The organism is Xylanibacter brevis ATCC 19188, assembly GCF_000621725.1.
GTDB lineage: Bacteria > Bacteroidota > Bacteroidia > Bacteroidales > Bacteroidaceae > Prevotella > Prevotella brevis.
Genome location: NZ_JHXM01000003.1, coordinates 191,127 through 207,484 on the forward strand (window position 1 = coordinate 191,127; position 16,358 = coordinate 207,484).

General features: G+C 50.8%; 8 protein-coding genes. All 8 read right to left on the reverse strand.

Translation table 11 applies throughout. From position 1 onward, the window contains the following. Positions 1–25: 25 nt before the first annotated feature. Positions 26–1,639 carry a RagB/SusD family nutrient uptake outer membrane protein gene (locus T433_RS0102710; RefSeq protein WP_027454755.1) on the reverse strand — a complete coding sequence of 538 codons (1,614 nt, stop codon included), beginning with the start codon at positions 1,637–1,639 and terminating at the stop codon, positions 26–28. Positions 1,640–1,660: 21 nt separating this feature from the next. Continuing rightward, positions 1,661–4,705: a SusC/RagA family TonB-linked outer membrane protein gene (locus tag T433_RS0102715; protein WP_027454756.1), complete on the reverse strand. Its 3,045-nt coding sequence runs from the start codon at positions 4,703–4,705 to the stop codon at positions 1,661–1,663. 120 nt (positions 4,706–4,825) lie between these two features. Beyond that, complete coding sequence (locus T433_RS0102720; RefSeq protein WP_044109093.1) at positions 4,826–8,830, reverse strand: hybrid sensor histidine kinase/response regulator transcription factor; 4,005 nt, start codon at positions 8,828–8,830, stop codon at positions 4,826–4,828. A gap of 9 nt (positions 8,831–8,839) precedes the next feature. Next, a complete protein-coding gene (locus T433_RS0102725; protein ID WP_027454758.1) occupies positions 8,840–9,829 on the reverse strand; it encodes a family 43 glycosylhydrolase in 990 nt (329 codons plus the stop codon). 800 nt (positions 9,830–10,629) lie between these two features. Further along, the gene (locus tag T433_RS14425) at positions 10,630–11,571 is read right to left on the reverse strand and encodes a glycoside hydrolase family 43 protein (protein ID WP_044109094.1); all 942 of its coding nucleotides are present in this window, start codon (positions 11,569–11,571) and stop codon (positions 10,630–10,632) included. Positions 11,572–11,585: 14 nt separating this feature from the next. Further along, positions 11,586–11,960 carry a hypothetical protein gene (locus T433_RS0102735; protein ID WP_155808303.1) on the reverse strand — a complete coding sequence of 125 codons (375 nt, stop codon included), beginning with the start codon at positions 11,958–11,960 and terminating at the stop codon, positions 11,586–11,588. A gap of 218 nt (positions 11,961–12,178) precedes the next feature. Further along, entirely contained in the window at positions 12,179–14,317 is a 2,139-nt protein-coding gene (locus T433_RS0102740) for a M6 family metalloprotease domain-containing protein (protein WP_027454760.1), read from the reverse strand. A 150-nt stretch (positions 14,318–14,467) separates the two neighbouring features. Continuing rightward, complete coding sequence (locus tag T433_RS0102745) at positions 14,468–16,321, reverse strand: RagB/SusD family nutrient uptake outer membrane protein (RefSeq protein WP_027454761.1); 1,854 nt, start codon at positions 16,319–16,321, stop codon at positions 14,468–14,470. Between the last annotated feature and the right edge of the window lie 37 nt (positions 16,322–16,358).

Consider the following 16,358-nt stretch of genomic DNA (forward strand, 5'->3'; position numbering starts at 1 on the left):
ACTCTTAATAATTAATTCATAATTCTTAATAGCCAGGATTCTGTTTCAATCCCTCCCAGTTGTTGATCTCATGGTTGGGGATGCACCACAGGTGACTGATACCCAATCGGTAGGTCTGGAAGTCGGCATCGCGCTCGGCGAGCTTGTTAATCTTCTCCTGATCGTGGATGTCGCCCCAGCGGTCCAGGTCGAACCAGCGTGTGCACTCACCGCAGAGCTCTACCAAGCGCTCATGCTTGATTTGCTCGAGCAGTGTGTCGTAGGTGGTGTAGTCACTAGCTGAAAGGTCCTTCATATTGACACGACGGCGCACCTTATTAATATATTCTACGGCCAGGGCACGATCGCCATCCAGTTCGTTGAGCACCTCGGCATACATCAGATAAACGTCGGCCAAGCGAAGAATACGGATATTAACACCTGTCACATAGCCTTCACCCTGAGCGCTAGGATCGTTCTCCACACTGGTATATTTCTTCCAGTAGCATGACTTTGCGAAAGGCTCTACGCTGTTCCACTCGTCCCAGGTCTTACCATAGTAGATGGCGGTCACGGTCTGAGGTTCATTGACATCCTTATAGAACAAGGTATGGAACTTACGCATATCGATGTTGCCATCCTTATCGCGCTCCTTGTCGAACTCGTCGAGCAGCCATGAGCGTGCAGAACCGTCGTCCCAAGAGAGGCCCGATGATGCACCGGCATAGAGGCCCAGGAACTTCGGACGCTGGTTGCCCACTTCCTTACCATTGACGGTACCCTCCTTAAAGTTAATCTCGAAGAGTGACTCCTTGTTATTCTCGTTGGCCTCGGTGAAGTTATCCATCCAGTTGGGCACCAGATCATAGATACCCAGTTCAAAGATGTCCTCGATATTCTTCTTGGCAGCCTGCCAGTAGGCCTTGGCAGCAGCGGGATCCTGGTTGGCAGCATCCCAAGGACGGTGGCACTTCATGCCAGCCAACTGCATGTTCATACGTGCCATCATGCCCAGTGCGCCACCCTTGGTGGCACGACCGGCCTCGGCAGCGGGCCAAGTGGTGGGCAGCAACTCGGCAGCCTTGGTGAAGTCGTCAAGAGCTTGTTTATAGAGCTCTTCCTGTGTGCCGATAGGACCATTGCCCACAGAGCTGGTCTGGATAGGACCACTGCCATAGATACCAGCGATAGACCAGAAGGCAACGGCACGGATGAAGTAACCCTGACCCAGAATCTTGTCGGCCTCGGACTTCTCGAAGAGGTTGTAACCGTGGTCGTTCATATTGTCGATGACCTGGTTCACATAGTACAAGCTGTTGTACATAGCCTGCCAGGGCAGGTTCAATCCCTCGTTGCTGTCGTAGTTGTATGAAGACATCACGAAGTTGGCATCGCCGATGAACTCAGGGTTAGGACTGTTGCTCCAGCCCTCGTCGCCGCGCAGCACGGTGAGCACCTGGAACCAACGGCTGAAGTAGCCGGGACGGCGCCATGTAGAATAGGCAGCGGTGAGTCCTTCGTTAAACTGTTCGCTGGTCTGCCAGAAGGTGTCGGCAGTCTCCAGGTTAGGATCGCTCAGTGAGAGCCAGTCGTCGCTGCAAGCAGTCATTCCAGTGAGCAGCGATGCCGCAATCATTGTATTTGCTATAATCTTTTTCATGTTATTGCTCCTTTCTTATTATTAGAATGTAACTTGCAAGCCGAAGTTCACCTGTCGGCTAGAAGGATACTGTCCGTTGTCAATGCCCTGAGAATAGACATTATTACAAATGATGTCAGGATCGTAACCCTTGTACTTGGTAATGGTCAGCAGGTTGGTGCCACTGATATAGGCACGCACCTTGCGGATATAAGCTTTCTGCGTGAGCGAAGCAGGCAGGGTGTAGCCCAGCTGCAGGTTCTTCAGGCGGAAATAAGAGCCATTCTCAAGGAAGCGGTCGCAATAACCGATATTGTTAGATGTGGTACCTGCCAGCATGCGGGGATACTCCGTAGAAGGATTGTCCCAAGTCCAGGGTGCAGCATCGGCAGGAATATTATCGACGTTGAAGTTGAGCAGGTTCTTGCGCAGCTCGTTGTAGATCTTGTTGCCAAACTTACCTGCCCAGAACATGTTGAAGTCGAAGTTCTTGTAGGCCAGGCTGACATTCAGACCCAGCTCGAACTTAGGCAGTGGGCTGCCGCTCCATGTGCGGTCGTTGGTATCGATGACACCATCGCCGTTGACATCCACGTAGCGCACGTCACCAGGCTTAGCATCGGGCTGAATCACCTTGATGGTTCCGTCGGCCAGTGTGGTGGTGTGGTCGTAAACCTCGTCCATTGACTGGAAGATGCCTGCGAAAGGAATCAGATAGAAGTCGCTGATAGAGCGGCCCACCTCTGTACGGGTGTAAGCATCCATCACGTAAGACTCACCCATGCGGAGCACCTCGTTGCGTACGGTCGATACGTTGGCGCTGACGCTATAGTCTAGCTCACCGGCCTTGTCGCGCCAACCTAAGGTCAGCTCGATACCAGAGTTACGCATCTCGCCGAAGTTGGTCCAGATAGAACCTACGCCAGTGGCCCACGACTGTGGCTTGTTCAGAAGCAGGTCGGTAGATTTAGCGGTGAACCACTCGAAGGTACCGAAGAGGCGGTTGTTGAACATATTGAAGTCAAGACCGATGTTGGTAGTGGTCTTCGTCTCCCAACCCAGGTTCACGTTGACCATGGCACTCTGGGTGGCACCGTTCAGCACGGTCTCGTTCTTTGAAGGACCGAAGATGGCGTAGAAGCCCTCGTAAGGACCGCTATGGTCGATGCTGGGAATATAGGCATAGTTGCCCAGCGACTGCATGTCGCCCACCTTACCCCAGCTGGCACGCACTTTCAGGTTGTTGATGGTCTGCTTCAGTGGTTCGAAGAATTTCTCTTCAGAAACACGCCATCCGAACGAGAATGAGGGGAAGTAACCACGACGGTTGTTAGGACCGAACTTAGAGCTACCGTCCGAACGGAAGTTGAACTGAGCCAGATATTTGCCATCGTAGTTATAGTCAATACGACCGAGGTAAGACAACTGACGGCGCTGCTGCTCAGAGCCCGACATGCTGTGCTGTTCGCCAGCCAGGTCGATCTCAACGAGTCCGGGCACCTTCTGGTCGTAGCCGACGGCCTCGAGCCAGTGCCAGTTCACATCCTCTGCGGTGTGACCTGCCAAGACGGTGAGGTTGTGCTTGCCAAAGGTGTTCTGGTAGGTCAGCGTGTTCTCCAGAATGGTAGTGATACGCTGGTCGCGGTTGTCGTAGAGGGCATTGGTGAAATGCGTTTCAACCGAGTTCAGGCGCAGCGTATAGCCGTAGTCGAAGTTCTTATGGCGACCGAACCATGCATCGATACCAAAGTTAATCTTATAGGTAAAGTGCTTGAAGAGGCTCAGCTCGGCATAGACGTTACCCAGCGCACGGTTGTTGATGCTCAGGTCCTGATAGCGTTCCTGCTCGCCCACGGGGTTCGAGGTGTAGGTCAGGAAGTTGGTGCCACCATAACCGTAGCCGCCACGACCAGAACCCTCGTTCGGGTCGCGAACGGGAATCACTGAAGGCATCGACAGGGCATTCCAGAAGCCGCCGCCGGTGGTCTCGTGGTGAATGGTGTGCTGGAAGGTCAGGTTCTCGCCAATCTTCAGGATGCCATAGGTGGCATCGCTGTTGATACGAGCGGTGAAACGACGATAGTCAGGTCCGTCAATCACACCTGTCTGATCCATATAACCACCACCGATGGCCATGTTGACATTGTCAGAACCCTGACGGTACATCACGTTATAGTCCTGTGTGAAACCTGTCTGGAACTTAGCCTTCTGCCAGTCGGTAGAGGGGATATACTTTCCAACCATGTCCTCGGCATAGTAATGGGCGGGCCACTGCTCACCGGCGTTGATATACGCCTGTTCATTATATTTCATGAAGTCGGTGGCCGACATCATGTCTATCTTCTTCGGCATGTCTGAAACACTCCAGGTAGCGGTCACATCGAGTGAGGGCTCGCCCTTCTTACCGCGCTTGGTGGTGATTAAAATCACACCATTGGCACCGCGAGCACCATAAATGGCAGCCGCCGAAGCATCCTTCAGCACCTGCATGGTTTCAATTTCGTTGGGGTTGAGGTGGTTGGCATCGTTGGCAATCATACCGTCGATGACGTAAAGAGGACCAACGGTGTTGAACGAGCCGACGCCACGAATCTGCACCTTACTCATCACACCAGGCTGACTGGTGGTAGAGACAGAGATACCTGGCACCTGGCCTTGCAGCATCTCGTAGATATTGGTGGCAGCAGTCTTGGCGGCCTCTTTCATATCGACCACGCCTACGGCACCGGTCAAATCGGCCTTTTTCTGCGTTCCGTAACCAATCACCACGACATCGTTCAGGGTTTGAACATCGGGCGACAAGGCCACATCGATGGTTGATTTATTGCCCACGGGCACCGTCTTCAACAGATAGCCAATGTAGCTAAACTGCAGACGTTCGTTCTTGCCGGCCTGGATAGAGTAGTTACCATCGAAATCGGTCACTGCCATTCCCTTGCCGTCAATCGACTTGACGCTGACACCAATCAGTGGTTCGTTGGTCTCAGCATCGGTTACCGTGCCTTTCACGCTCTGAGCCTGCAACCCGAGAGGGATGAAGAAGAGCATCATCAGCACAGTTTTCCATGAAAATGTTCTTTGTTCCATATAATTATTGTTAGGTAGTAATATACTCCCATTAATTAGGTTTAACGCTGCAAATGTACAGCTAAAGGGTGAATTTGATATGTAATATTGTTTAGATTTCAGGTAAAAATGAATTTCACTCTAACTTTTCTTGCTACAGTAGTCTGTAGGACTCATGCCCACATGTTTCTTGAACGTCTTCGAGAAGTAGCTGGGATCTGAGAAGCCGGTGCTGTAGGCTGTCTCGGAGACGTTATAGCCATTCTGCAACATCTGACAGGCTTTGTCGAGTCGCTTCTTGCGGATGTAGTCGCCCATGGACATGTTGAGGATGTTCTTCATCTTGATGTGCAGCAGACTACGACTGACGCCCAGCGCCTCGGTGATGTCGGTAATCGAGAAGTCGCTGTTGGCCAGGTTGGCCTCAACAATCTCGGCCATTTTCTGCACAAAGGCTTTGTCGAGCTCGCCCAGCGTGTCGGTGGCATCGATGTCGGCACTGTCGGCATCTACAATCTCCTTCTGGCGCTTCTCCACCAGCTGCATGATATTGCTGACCTGCAACTGCAGGATGTCGGGGTCGAAGGGTTTCGAGACGTAGGCCTCGGCACCGCTCTGATAGCCCTCGAGCACATCGTTGCTCTCGCTCTTGGCTGTGAGCAGGATGACGGGGATATGGGAGGTTTGCATGTCGGCCTTCAGCGTGCGACACAGCTCGATGCCGTCCATCTCGGGCATCATCACGTCTGAGATGACCAGCTGCACCTGCTGCTCGTGTGCCAGCTGGAGCGCCTCCTTACCATTGGTGGCGGTGATCACATGATAATCCTTTGAGAAATAGTCGCGCAGGAACTGCAGCAGGTCGGCATTGTCATCGACAATCATGATCGACATGCGGTCGTTGTCTTCATGCTGTTCCAGCGGCACGCTATCTGTGGGGGCGACGATGGCCGGCTGGGCAAACTTATACTGGTCGATGGGCTTGATCACCTTATCGTCGGTAATCAGGCTCTTTTCGGGGAAGGCATTGGCCGACACGTTCATCCAGACGGTAAAGGTGCTGCCCTGCCCTACGGTGCTGTCCACTTGTATCTCGCCTTTATGCAGATCAACCAGTCGTTTCACCAGCGACAGGCCAATGCCCCAACCGCTGTTGTTGGTATTGAAACCGCGCTTGGTCTGATAGAAACGGGTGAAGATGTTCTCCAGTTCTTCCTTGACAATGCCAATGCCGGTGTCTTTCACTTGGAAACAGAGGTAAGTGTATGGACTGTCTTTCTTGACGGTGATGCAGGCGTTGACCGTGATGTTACCGCCCTGTGGGGTGAACTTGATGGCGTTAGAGACCAGGTTGTTCAGGATGCGCTCTACATAAGAGGGCGAGAACCACACCTCCTCACCATTGTTCTCTGTGCTGACGCTCAGGTTGATGCCTTTCTCATTACAAGCCACGTAGAAGTTGGCCATGCCCAGCTCGATAAATTCCAGCGGGTTGCCTTTCTGCAGATAGAACGAGAAATGGTCTGTCTCTATCTTATTGAAGGTCACCAGCTCGCCAATGAGCTCTTCCATCTTGTTGGCATTCTTGATAATCATGTTCACATGGTTGCGCGACTCCTCGCTCATGGTCTCTTTGGCCATGCTCTTCAGCGGAGCAATGATGAGCGACAACGGGGTCTTCAGCTCGTGCGAGACGGTGGTGAAGAAGTCAAACTTAGCCTTGTCAAGTTCTTCAAGCTTCTCTTTTTCCATGTTGGCAATGCGCACGGCGTTGCGCTCCTGCATGCGCACCTTGAACAGGCGCTGAGTCAGTGCTACAAGCACGAAAAACACAAGCAGATAGAACAGATAGGCCCAGGTGGAGCGGTAGAACGGTGGGGCCACCACGATGGTGATCACCTTCTCCGGACAGTTCTCCCAACCGCGGTTGCTATTGTTGGCTCGGACGTGCAGGGTGTAGGTGCCCGGCGGCAGGTTGTAGCCCGAGAAGCGACGCTCGGTGCCCACGTTGCGCCACGTGCGGTCTATGCCCTCGAGCCACACCTGATAGTTGATGGTCGAGGTGTTGCCTGGCATGATGACGCTATAATCGATGCTAAACGAGTGTGCCTGCGAGTAAGAAAGTTCAATTTTGGCGGTTTCATCGAGTTCTTGCGTCAATGGAGAGTCCTCGCTAAGGCTATTGATTTCCTCATCGTTGATGGTGAGTCGCTTCAGGTGAACATAGAAAGGACCGGTCTTTTCCTTGATATCTTTCGGATAGAAAGCAATGAGACCATTGATGGTGCCGAAGAACATACGGCCGTCGGCGGCCTTCAACGAGGAGGCGAAGTTAAACTGGTTAGACGGCAGACCGTTCGACTCGGCCGAGAAGCGTACAATGGCTTCGGTCTTAGGACTATAGCTGAACAGGCCCCTACTGGTACTGATCCAGAGGTGTCCGCTCTTATCTTCCTCGATGCTGCAGATGGTGCACTGCGACAGGATATCGCTCTCGATGGAGTGTATCTTGCCGTCAGGGGTCATAAACTGCAGGCCGTTGTTGTTGTTGCCAATCCACAGCGTGCCATTCGTGTCTTGATACAGACAGATGATATAGTTGTCTTTCAGTCCTTTGCCGTCAGAGGTCTTGATGCTGCTCACCGTGCCACGCTGACCATCCACGCGGAAGATGCCATGGTTGATGACGCTGACCCACAGGTTGTCGTGACGGTCTATGTGAAGCGAATAGATGAAGGTCTCGTCCAGATCCTTGGTACCGGTGACGAGGAATTCGTCTTTCTGGGCATCATAGTAGCGGAGTCCTTCCATCGTAGCCACCCAGATGCGACCGTTTTTCTGCTTGGCAATGCTGAAACAGGCCTCAGAGGGCAGACCATTAGAACGGAAATAGTGCTTGATGGCTTTGGTTCTGAGGTTATAGCGGTAGAGGCCGTCAAAGCGGGTACCTATCCAGATGTCGGCAGTCTCGGCATCATAATAGAGGCCGTGCACGTTGTTGGCCTTGGCGGGCAGACCGGCAAAGACTGAGAACTGGTTGGCGGCTTGGTCGTAGATGTTGATGCCGCCATCCTCGGTGGCAATCCAAAAGATGCCTGGTGTGGTCTCGATGATGGTGCGGGGCACACGTGCTTTCAACTGATTGGGCTGCAGGCCGGGCTTGAACAGCAGTATCTGGTCGTTGTCGTTCTGCAGATAGTCCACACCTCCGAAGTAGGAGCCCAGCCAGATGTTCGACTCCTTATCACAGAAAATGGTATAGATTGCATTATCGCTCAGCGAGTTGGCATCAGACAACTGGTGGCTGAGTGTCTCTATCTCGCCATTGGGATGGATAATGCTAACACCCTTCTCCGTGCCCAACCAGATGCGATGACGGTTGTCCTCGGTGATGCAACGCACGATGCCGCTGGACAGTACCTCGGCTGGATAGACCTTGGTGGCGCCACTCTTCAGGTCGATACGCATAGCGCCCTGACCATTGCGACCAATCCACAGCCGTCCCTGCGAGTCGAACTGCAGGGGTACGATGACGTGGGCGCCCTTCATGAAGTCCTGATAGTAGGTTTGCGGCAACAACGAGAAGTTAGTCAACGAGCGGTCGTAGCTAAAGATGGAGCTATTGGTTGCCACATAGAGATTGTCGTTGTGGTCCACGGCCAGCGAGTTGACGAAGTCGGCAATCATCGTAGGGATGGTGATCATGGAGTCTTGCTGCTCGTCGTAGCGGCACAGCGTGTTACCACCAAAGAAGATGTCGCCCTGCTTGGTCTCTGTGATAGACCAGAAAAGGCCCTTGCCAACGGCATAGTTGTAGAAGTCATCGGAATCGGGACGATAGCGGCTGATGCCGTTCTCGGTGGTAATCCACAGGCGATTCTTTCGGTCCACGTGCAAGCCATGCACAAAGTTATGACTCAGCGTATGGGGCTGAGAGGTGTGATAATAGGTGCGAATGTCATAACCATCATAGCGTGCCAGGCCGTTGCGGGTGCCTATCCACATGTAGCCCTTGGCATCCTGCGCCAGGGCCTCCACCTGCTGATGGGGCAGTCCGCTCTTGCTGTCAACATGCTGAAAACGGTAGTTGCCCGCCCAGCCCATCGACGCTAGTAGCACGGAGATGATGGTGATGATGTATCGCATAGGTATTTCTTAGAATTGAGGTGCCTCGTGTTCGGTGGATGGCACACTGTTCTCGATGTATGGCCAACCGTCTTTCCACTTCACTTCGTCGAGCAGCAACACTCTGCCTGCATCGGGGTCATCACGATGGAAGGCATGATAGAGCATCCAGTCGCGTCCGTTCTTGTCGGTGACGAACTCGGCATTATGTCCGGTGCCCACAAACTGATCATTCTTGTGCAGGATAATCTCGTGGTGGTTCTTCAGAAGGGGCTGTCCCTGCTTATCGACATAGGGGCCCAGCAGTTTCTTCGAACGGCCCACAGTGACCTGATAGGTGCTCTTGGCGCCCTCGCAGCAGGTACCACTCGAACCGAAGAGGTAGTAGTAGCCGTCGCGCTTCAGGATATAGGTGGCCTCCATGAAGGTGTCGGCCACCTTAAATAGCTTCTTGGGGTTCTTCAGTGCCAGTCCGTCGGCTGTCAGCTCGGCACCATAGATGCCTCGGAAACTACCCCAGAACAGGTATTTCTTGCCTTTTTCCTCGATATAGAAGGGGTCGATGCAGTTCTGCACGCCAATCTCTTTGCTGATAAACATCTTACCATGATCGGTGAAGGGACCCTCGGGCTTGTCGGCAGTGGCCACGCCAATGCCGCATTCCCACTCGCCTCCCCATGTTGACATGGCATAATAGAGCACGTAACGACCGCCGAAGTAATTGATGTCGGGGGCCCAGATGCCGCCACGCTTCACAAAGCGAGGACGTGTCTCGTCGGTGAATGCAGTGCCCAGGAAGGTCCAGTTGACCAAATCGTCGGAGCGATAGATGGGCAGGTTACGAACATTCTCGGTGGCATAGAGATAGAAATGACCGTCATCGGCCTTGATGACTGTGGGATCGGGCAGACTATTATCTACAACAGGATTCTTGTAGGTGGTCTGTCCAACAGCTGTTGTCGCCATGCCAAATACGGAAGCGGCAAAGGCACCAACCAGGATCAAAAGTCTAGAGTTCATGTTTTACAATTTGTTTGTTTGATTAATACCGTGCAAAAGTACGTATTATATACAAATCACTACGGCACTATCGTCCAACTCTTAGGTATTTTTGTCCATTCATTAAGCTAGAGAGGTATTCTTCGTAGCATTCTATCGCAAAGATACAACTTATTCCGAAATGAACAAAAGAAATTGACTAAAAAAAACGACCTACCATTTGAAAAAGGCGCAAACACAGGCATTCCAGCACCCATTCGGCCAGACCTCATCAATCATTTGCCTTGTTTCAGCAACTCATCGCGCCACTATCAAAAGCTGATACTAGCTCTTTTCACAGGTAAGACTAAAGTCTTTAAACTGATTCTAAAGTCTGAAAAGACAAAATCTAAAGTCTAGAAAGACAGAATCTAAAGTCTAGAATCATCATTTCTAGAGTCTAGAATCACCACTTCTAGAGTCTAGAATGGAATCAATAGTGGCACTTTAGCAAGACAAAAGCGGTACTATAGCAAGACGATAGCGGTACTATAACAAGACGATAACGGTACTATAGTAAGTAGATAGCAGCCCTTTCCCTTTTTCAGAGCTGGGAACTGGCGAGGTAGCGAGAAGATACCACATAAAAGAAATTTAGCCCCCCTTCACAGGGAGGCTAAGCTCATGAAAAAACAAATAATTCCTAAAAATAAAACTACTAACTATTTACTAACAATGTATGATCAAGAATCTGTATCTTGTGTTATATGTCTATAGTCTTGTGTTGACGATGCAAAAGTACTACTATTTATTTAATTACAATTGTATTTTTGTTTATTTCTTCAGTCATTTTGTGCATTTTGGTTCGGATACAACAATTTCTGACCTAATATTTTCATTTTACCGCGCGAAAATTTCATTGTTCCGATATACATACCGCGCGGATAAACCTCTGATACTGAATAGTGTGCATGAAACACTATTCGCATTTTTCCGTCCTTATCCGTGAAGAAAGAATGGTGTCCAGTGCCATAAAGTCCGTCCACGCGCTGCACAATCGGGTTGTACTTGAACTTGGTCCACGGACCCATGGGCGACTGACTAGTGGCGTAGCCCACTCCATAGTCGTGACTGCGGAAATCGTTTCCGGAATAAGTAAGATAGTACGTACCCTTATGTTTTACCATGAAAGGTCCCTCGTTGACACGGCCCAACTTCTCTTCCCAGGGTGCCGACACACTGAAACAGTGCTTCAACGTGCCCTGTTTGGGGGTGATGCCGTCGGCCTCGAGCTCGCACACCCAGATGCAGTTGCCATCGGTGAAACGGACAAAAAAGCAATATAAACGACCATCTTCGTCCTGGAAAACACTAGAGTCGATACATTTCTCATCGCCTATCAGGGGCTTCATCATGCGCCCACCCACCTGTTTGAAGGGACCACGGGGCGAATCGGCCACCGCTACATAGAGGTGCTCGTTGGCAGAATAGTACATATAGTAGCGCCCGTTGCGCAGATAGACCTCGGGAGCCCAGAACCACTGTTCCTCGCTGGTGTTGTCCTTATGCAGCGCCAGTCCGCCGCGCTGCCACGTCTGCAGGTCTTTCGAGGTGTAGTACTCGATGCCTTCCTTGGCACCTGTGCCATAGGCATAGTAGGTATCGCCATCTAAAAGTATATAGGGGTCGGCCAGGGGCACCTCGCTGACGCGTTGGGCGCGACATACCGTTGCGCTGACCACAAACAACGTCAGCGTCGTCAAGATTATCCAAAATTGTTTCATTGTTGGGAGACTATTTAATGAAAAATGCTTTGTATCTTAGCCTCATCGACCAACAGCTTCACTTTGCCAAAGAAGCCAATCGTGATGGGCACGTTCATACCGTGATACTTCACCATGCCTACGTTCACCACCTTGTAGTCATGAACCTCAAAGTTCTGACGCATGAAGTTGTCAAACGTACTCACAGCCGCGTTTGTGCCCATATCGACCGCCATGTCAGAAAGGGAATCAAGCATGTCGTCCGACAAGTTCTCTCTCAGTTCCTCGGGCAACTGGTCTGCCACAGCATCAGCCACAGGCACGGCAGCCAGTTTCTGACTTGCCACCTTCATGGCGACAACGCGTACAGTGACATAGTGATCCGATTCATTGGGTTTTGTGAAAGTCATAATGACAAGTAAGGCAATCACAAACATCAAAAACAAAACTACTACTCTTTTCATTGAATTTGGTTCTTAGTTTAGTTAATATCGGGTGCAAAGGTAAGAACAATTATTGAGAAAAACAAACTTTTGTGTCTTTAAAACGGCATCGCCGTATAACAAGAGCGGCACCATTCGCTGAGAATGATGCCGCTCTAATGCGTTAATATCGTCGGTTTTATCGCTTATTTAACAATCTTCTTGCCGTCAACAATATACAAGCCGCGTCCCAATGACTTGACATCACGACCTACATAACGGCCATCAAGAGTATAGACGGCGCCCGACTGACGGGCAACAGTCTGCTCGCTGATGCCTGTGGCATTCGGATTCTCCACCAGCACGTCGTCCAGGAAGAAACGGCTCCTGATGTCTGCACCTTTGAACGACAAGGTTACCGCGCCATTAGCAGTAATCACGGCCTCGTATTCATCGAAAGAGCCCTTGTTCAATTGGATTTTATCCGGCTCTATCGTGCCACCAGTCACTGAGAGATGCAACGTGGTTTGTTCGTTGTTAGAATTCCATGCACCTGCAGAGAAAGTGAGTTTGGCACTGCCATTAACAACAAACGAGGGGGTGGTGGCTAAACCTGCCTTATCTCTGGTGCCAAACTTTGCACAGCCTAATGCACCGTAAGCATTCTCGAACACCCAGCCTTCATTGTCACACTTAATATCAGATGAAGCTACCGAACCAGACCACGCACCGTCATTACCGCCAGTGCCTTCACATTCATCGAAAGACTCATAGAAGAGGGTCGCGTCAGAGAGTGAACCAGATGCAAGCTGAGCCATGAAGTCAAAAGACACGGTTTCATCGTCATTTTGCTTAATATTCTCTACTGAAGAGTTCATATAGTAGCTCATGTCGCTGTTCTTGTTGTAGAACATAGCAGCAGGCCTTGTCCTCTTGTTAAAAGCATTACGATTGCCATAAGGGAAGGGGTCGGTGTTCATACCTTCAAAAGAGTAGTATTTATTCCCTTCCTCCATAACGTACTGATACTTATTGTCAGCAGGCATCCAGGTGAAACGCTGACGTGCGGGATCATCATTAGGTTCATTATTAAACCACACTTCTTCATCGTAGTCACAATGCAGAATCAGCAGACCAGCACCGGGCAGCGAGGCATCCCAGCCATCCAGTTGGCGGTTCTCCAGCAAGAAATACTCGTCGCGGTGACCTTGGTTATAGATGATGTAGCTCTCACCGCCATTCTGCAGCGACTTCATGTTCTTCACGCTGACATCCTGGTCTTCCAGCACAATGGGTTCCATCCAACCTGCCACCCAACGCTCGTAGCTGGTATAACCAGCAGGCTGATAGCCGTCATCATTATAAGAACCAGCATCCATCAAGTCCCAATAGCCCATGCCCTGACCTCCAGTATAGTCAATGTCGTAGAAGTCAGGATAGCCCAGACAGTGGGAAAACTCGTGGCACATGGTACCAATACCAGAGATTTTACCATAAGAATTAAGCTCAGCACCGCAGGCATAGGTGTTTACCTTCTTGCCACCATTCACGCTGACAGGGCCAGGACCATCACCGTCATATTGAGCGGCTGCAGCTAATGAATAGGCATGAGGCCAGACAGTGTCATCATCGGGGTAATCAGCCTCACCGTGACCGGCATAGACCACATAGACCTGATCCACCTCGCCATCGTTGTCCCAGTCGTAGGCAGACCAGTCGGTCACATCATTATTGGCCTTTTTAACGGCCTCAGCAACCATGGTCGCAGGGTGCTTATCATTATCATTATGCTCCGAATCGTTTTCACCATAATAAGCATAATCCTGGTTCAACGTATAAGGACCCACCACATCGAAGTCCAGTTCGAACTGTCCACGACTTTGATCTTTGAAATAGTCGCACATAGAACCTTTGAAATTGCCCTCGCTAAAGCCAGACTCGTTGGCAATACGCTTGAAGAGTGCCTGGTCGTGCTCTGCAACAAAGGTAGAATTCTGGAAGTTTACCAAGATGATGATACCTTTCTTTTTGCCAAAATAGCCAGTCTTCTCTGCCCTACGCGGCAGTCGCTGAGCGCGCTTTGCGTTCATCTTCTGACGGTTTGCCTTGGCTCTATGGATGGTGGCCTGAAGATCTATCGCCTGATAGGTCCCATCGGATGTCTTGCGGTAGGCTTTTCCTTCGGCACCTCTCCAAAAATGGCCGAATTCATCGCCTTCAAGACATGCTTTCACTTCTGTACCATCGGCCAGTTTCAACGTCTGCACGACGCCGCGCTTGGCTGGTACGGCTGCCACTGTCAGGGTCATCACCAACAGTGACAGAATCAAAAACATTCTTTTCATTTTTAAATTGTTAGCTTAAACTTTTTTATTTATTAGGTCAATCAAAGGAAATGCAAAGATAAATAATAAAATTCATTTTCCAAAACATTTTCAACAAAAAAGCCGTTCGCCCATCGCGAACGGCTTTTTTTTCATTTCATATTGAGTTTCTTATTTGAAGCCCAACTTGCCTTTCCATGTCATATACCAGTTCTTTGGATCGCTCAGATCGCGAGAAACGGGTGCAGAGTTTTTCTTGCCCTTGCGTGCCTCGATGTGCTTCTTCATGAAAGCGCCGGGGTTAGCCTGACGCTTGGCAAAGCGCATCAAGTCATAGTAGCGGGTACCCTCGAAGGCAAACTCCAGTGCCATCTCGTCCAGCAACAGACTATCTACATAGGCTTGCTGTTCGGCAGTCAGCTTGCGATACTTAGCCTCGTCGGTCTCAACGGTGTCGTTGATCAGCTTGTAGAACTCGTTCATGGGCGTATAACCTGAGCCACGGGTGTGAACACCGATGGTGTTAGGTGTCTGCTCAGCATTGTGCGTTACGAAGAAGTTGGCCGAAGCACGACGATAGTTGTTTGAGGGGAAGTCGAACGCAGCCAGCTTGATAGAGTCGGCCTCAGGAATCGTGCGACCGATAGAGTCGCGCAGGATAGCGTTGTCCAGTCCCTCGCTCAGCGTAGCAAAGGCTGCACGTGGGAAACCAGCTTGGTTCAGAGCCTCTGCCATACGCAGGTAAACCATGTGCTTGCGGTAGATGTGTACATTACGTGTGTTGTACTTTCTGATCAACTGAGTGCTTACGGGATCGCCAGTCACAGGATCGCGATAGCCATTGGGATCAGTAACGCAAGAATAAGCCAAACGAAGGTCACCTGAACGTCTTTCTGAAAGACCGCTAGGCGAGTAGCTGACCGTAGTACCGTTGTTACCCAGCACACAGTTAACCATAGACTCAGAGAGCTCCGTCAAACGGTTAGAAGGTGTGATGCTGTACTTATAGAGATTCTCAGTAGTAGAGTTGAACAGGTTACGCAACTCACTATAGTAACCCTCGGCACGAATAGAGTCGCCGGGAATCATAGTGATCAGCTCGCCATTGTTAGAATAGCGCTCATCGCCCCAGAAATCTTCCACCAAAAGGTTGATAGACACCCATGAGGTAGTACCCTTAGGCCACTGAACGACATTGATACCCACAGGGTAAAAGCTGCTGGCAGCCAGTCCATTGCGGTTGTTGATGAAGTTATAGTAGCAAGTGGCAGCCTTGTAGTATTCTGCAGGTGTCTTAGCACTCCACAGATAGAGATCGCCCAGCACCACGTCGATGGGGAAATAGAAGAAGCGTGAGTCCGTATTACGGATGTTACCGATACCGGGATACTCCGTGCGATACTGCACGGGGATGCTCTCCAGGTCAGCAATCAGAGCCTGGCAGATGTAGTCCAGGTCGCGCTTAGGTGCTCTCTCGGCAGCCTCAGCAGCCTCCTTGGTGAGCAGAGGCTCCTCGTAGTAAGCCACCTCGCCATAGTTCAGCACCAGCTGCAGGTAGGTCCATGCACGGATCGCCTTGATGGCTGCATACTCGGTCATGAACACATACTTGTCCTGACTGTTGCGCATGTCGGTCTTGGCATTGGCAATGTAGTAGTTGCAGTTGTTGATGATGGCATAGTAGTCGCGAGGCGAGTTATAGACATTATCATCTTTCTCCTGGAACAAGGCCAGATCGCGCAGGTCAGAGCCGGCAGCATCGGTCAGGTCCACCAAGTCGCCACGCACCTCGCCCAACAGCACGGTACGGTCGGCAATGACCTGCAGTTTGTTCAGAATGCCAGTCAGCGAATACACGGTATCCGTCCAGTTGGTCAGGTGGTCCTTGTCTGTGAAGATTACATCTTCTGCCTCGGGCTCGAAGAAGTCCGCGCAGGAAGTCATCATGGGCAGCGCCATGAAGGCAGCTGCAAAGCCGCAGCACACTGAACCAGCCCCTTTACGAAATATATTCTTGATTTTCATAATCTTATTTATTTCTTGATTCTTCATTCATTATGAG

Coding starts and splice junctions, on each gene's coding strand:
- T433_RS0102710 (WP_027454755.1), bottom strand. CDS start 1,639: ATGAAAAAGATTATAGCAAATACAATGATTGCGGCATCGCTGCTCACT.
- T433_RS0102715 (WP_027454756.1), bottom strand. CDS start 4,705: ATGGAACAAAGAACATTTTCATGGAAAACTGTGCTGATGATGCTCTTC.
- T433_RS0102720 (WP_044109093.1), bottom strand. CDS start 8,830: ATGCGATACATCATCACCATCATCTCCGTGCTACTAGCGTCGATGGGC.
- T433_RS0102725 (WP_027454758.1), bottom strand. CDS start 9,829: ATGAACTCTAGACTTTTGATCCTGGTTGGTGCCTTTGCCGCTTCCGTA.
- T433_RS14425 (WP_044109094.1), bottom strand. CDS start 11,571: ATGAAACAATTTTGGATAATCTTGACGACGCTGACGTTGTTTGTGGTC.
- T433_RS0102735 (WP_155808303.1), bottom strand. CDS start 11,960: ATGACTTTCACAAAACCCAATGAATCGGATCACTATGTCACTGTACGC.
- T433_RS0102740 (WP_027454760.1), bottom strand. CDS start 14,317: ATGAAAAGAATGTTTTTGATTCTGTCACTGTTGGTGATGACCCTGACA.
- T433_RS0102745 (WP_027454761.1), bottom strand. CDS start 16,321: ATGAAAATCAAGAATATATTTCGTAAAGGGGCTGGTTCAGTGTGCTGC.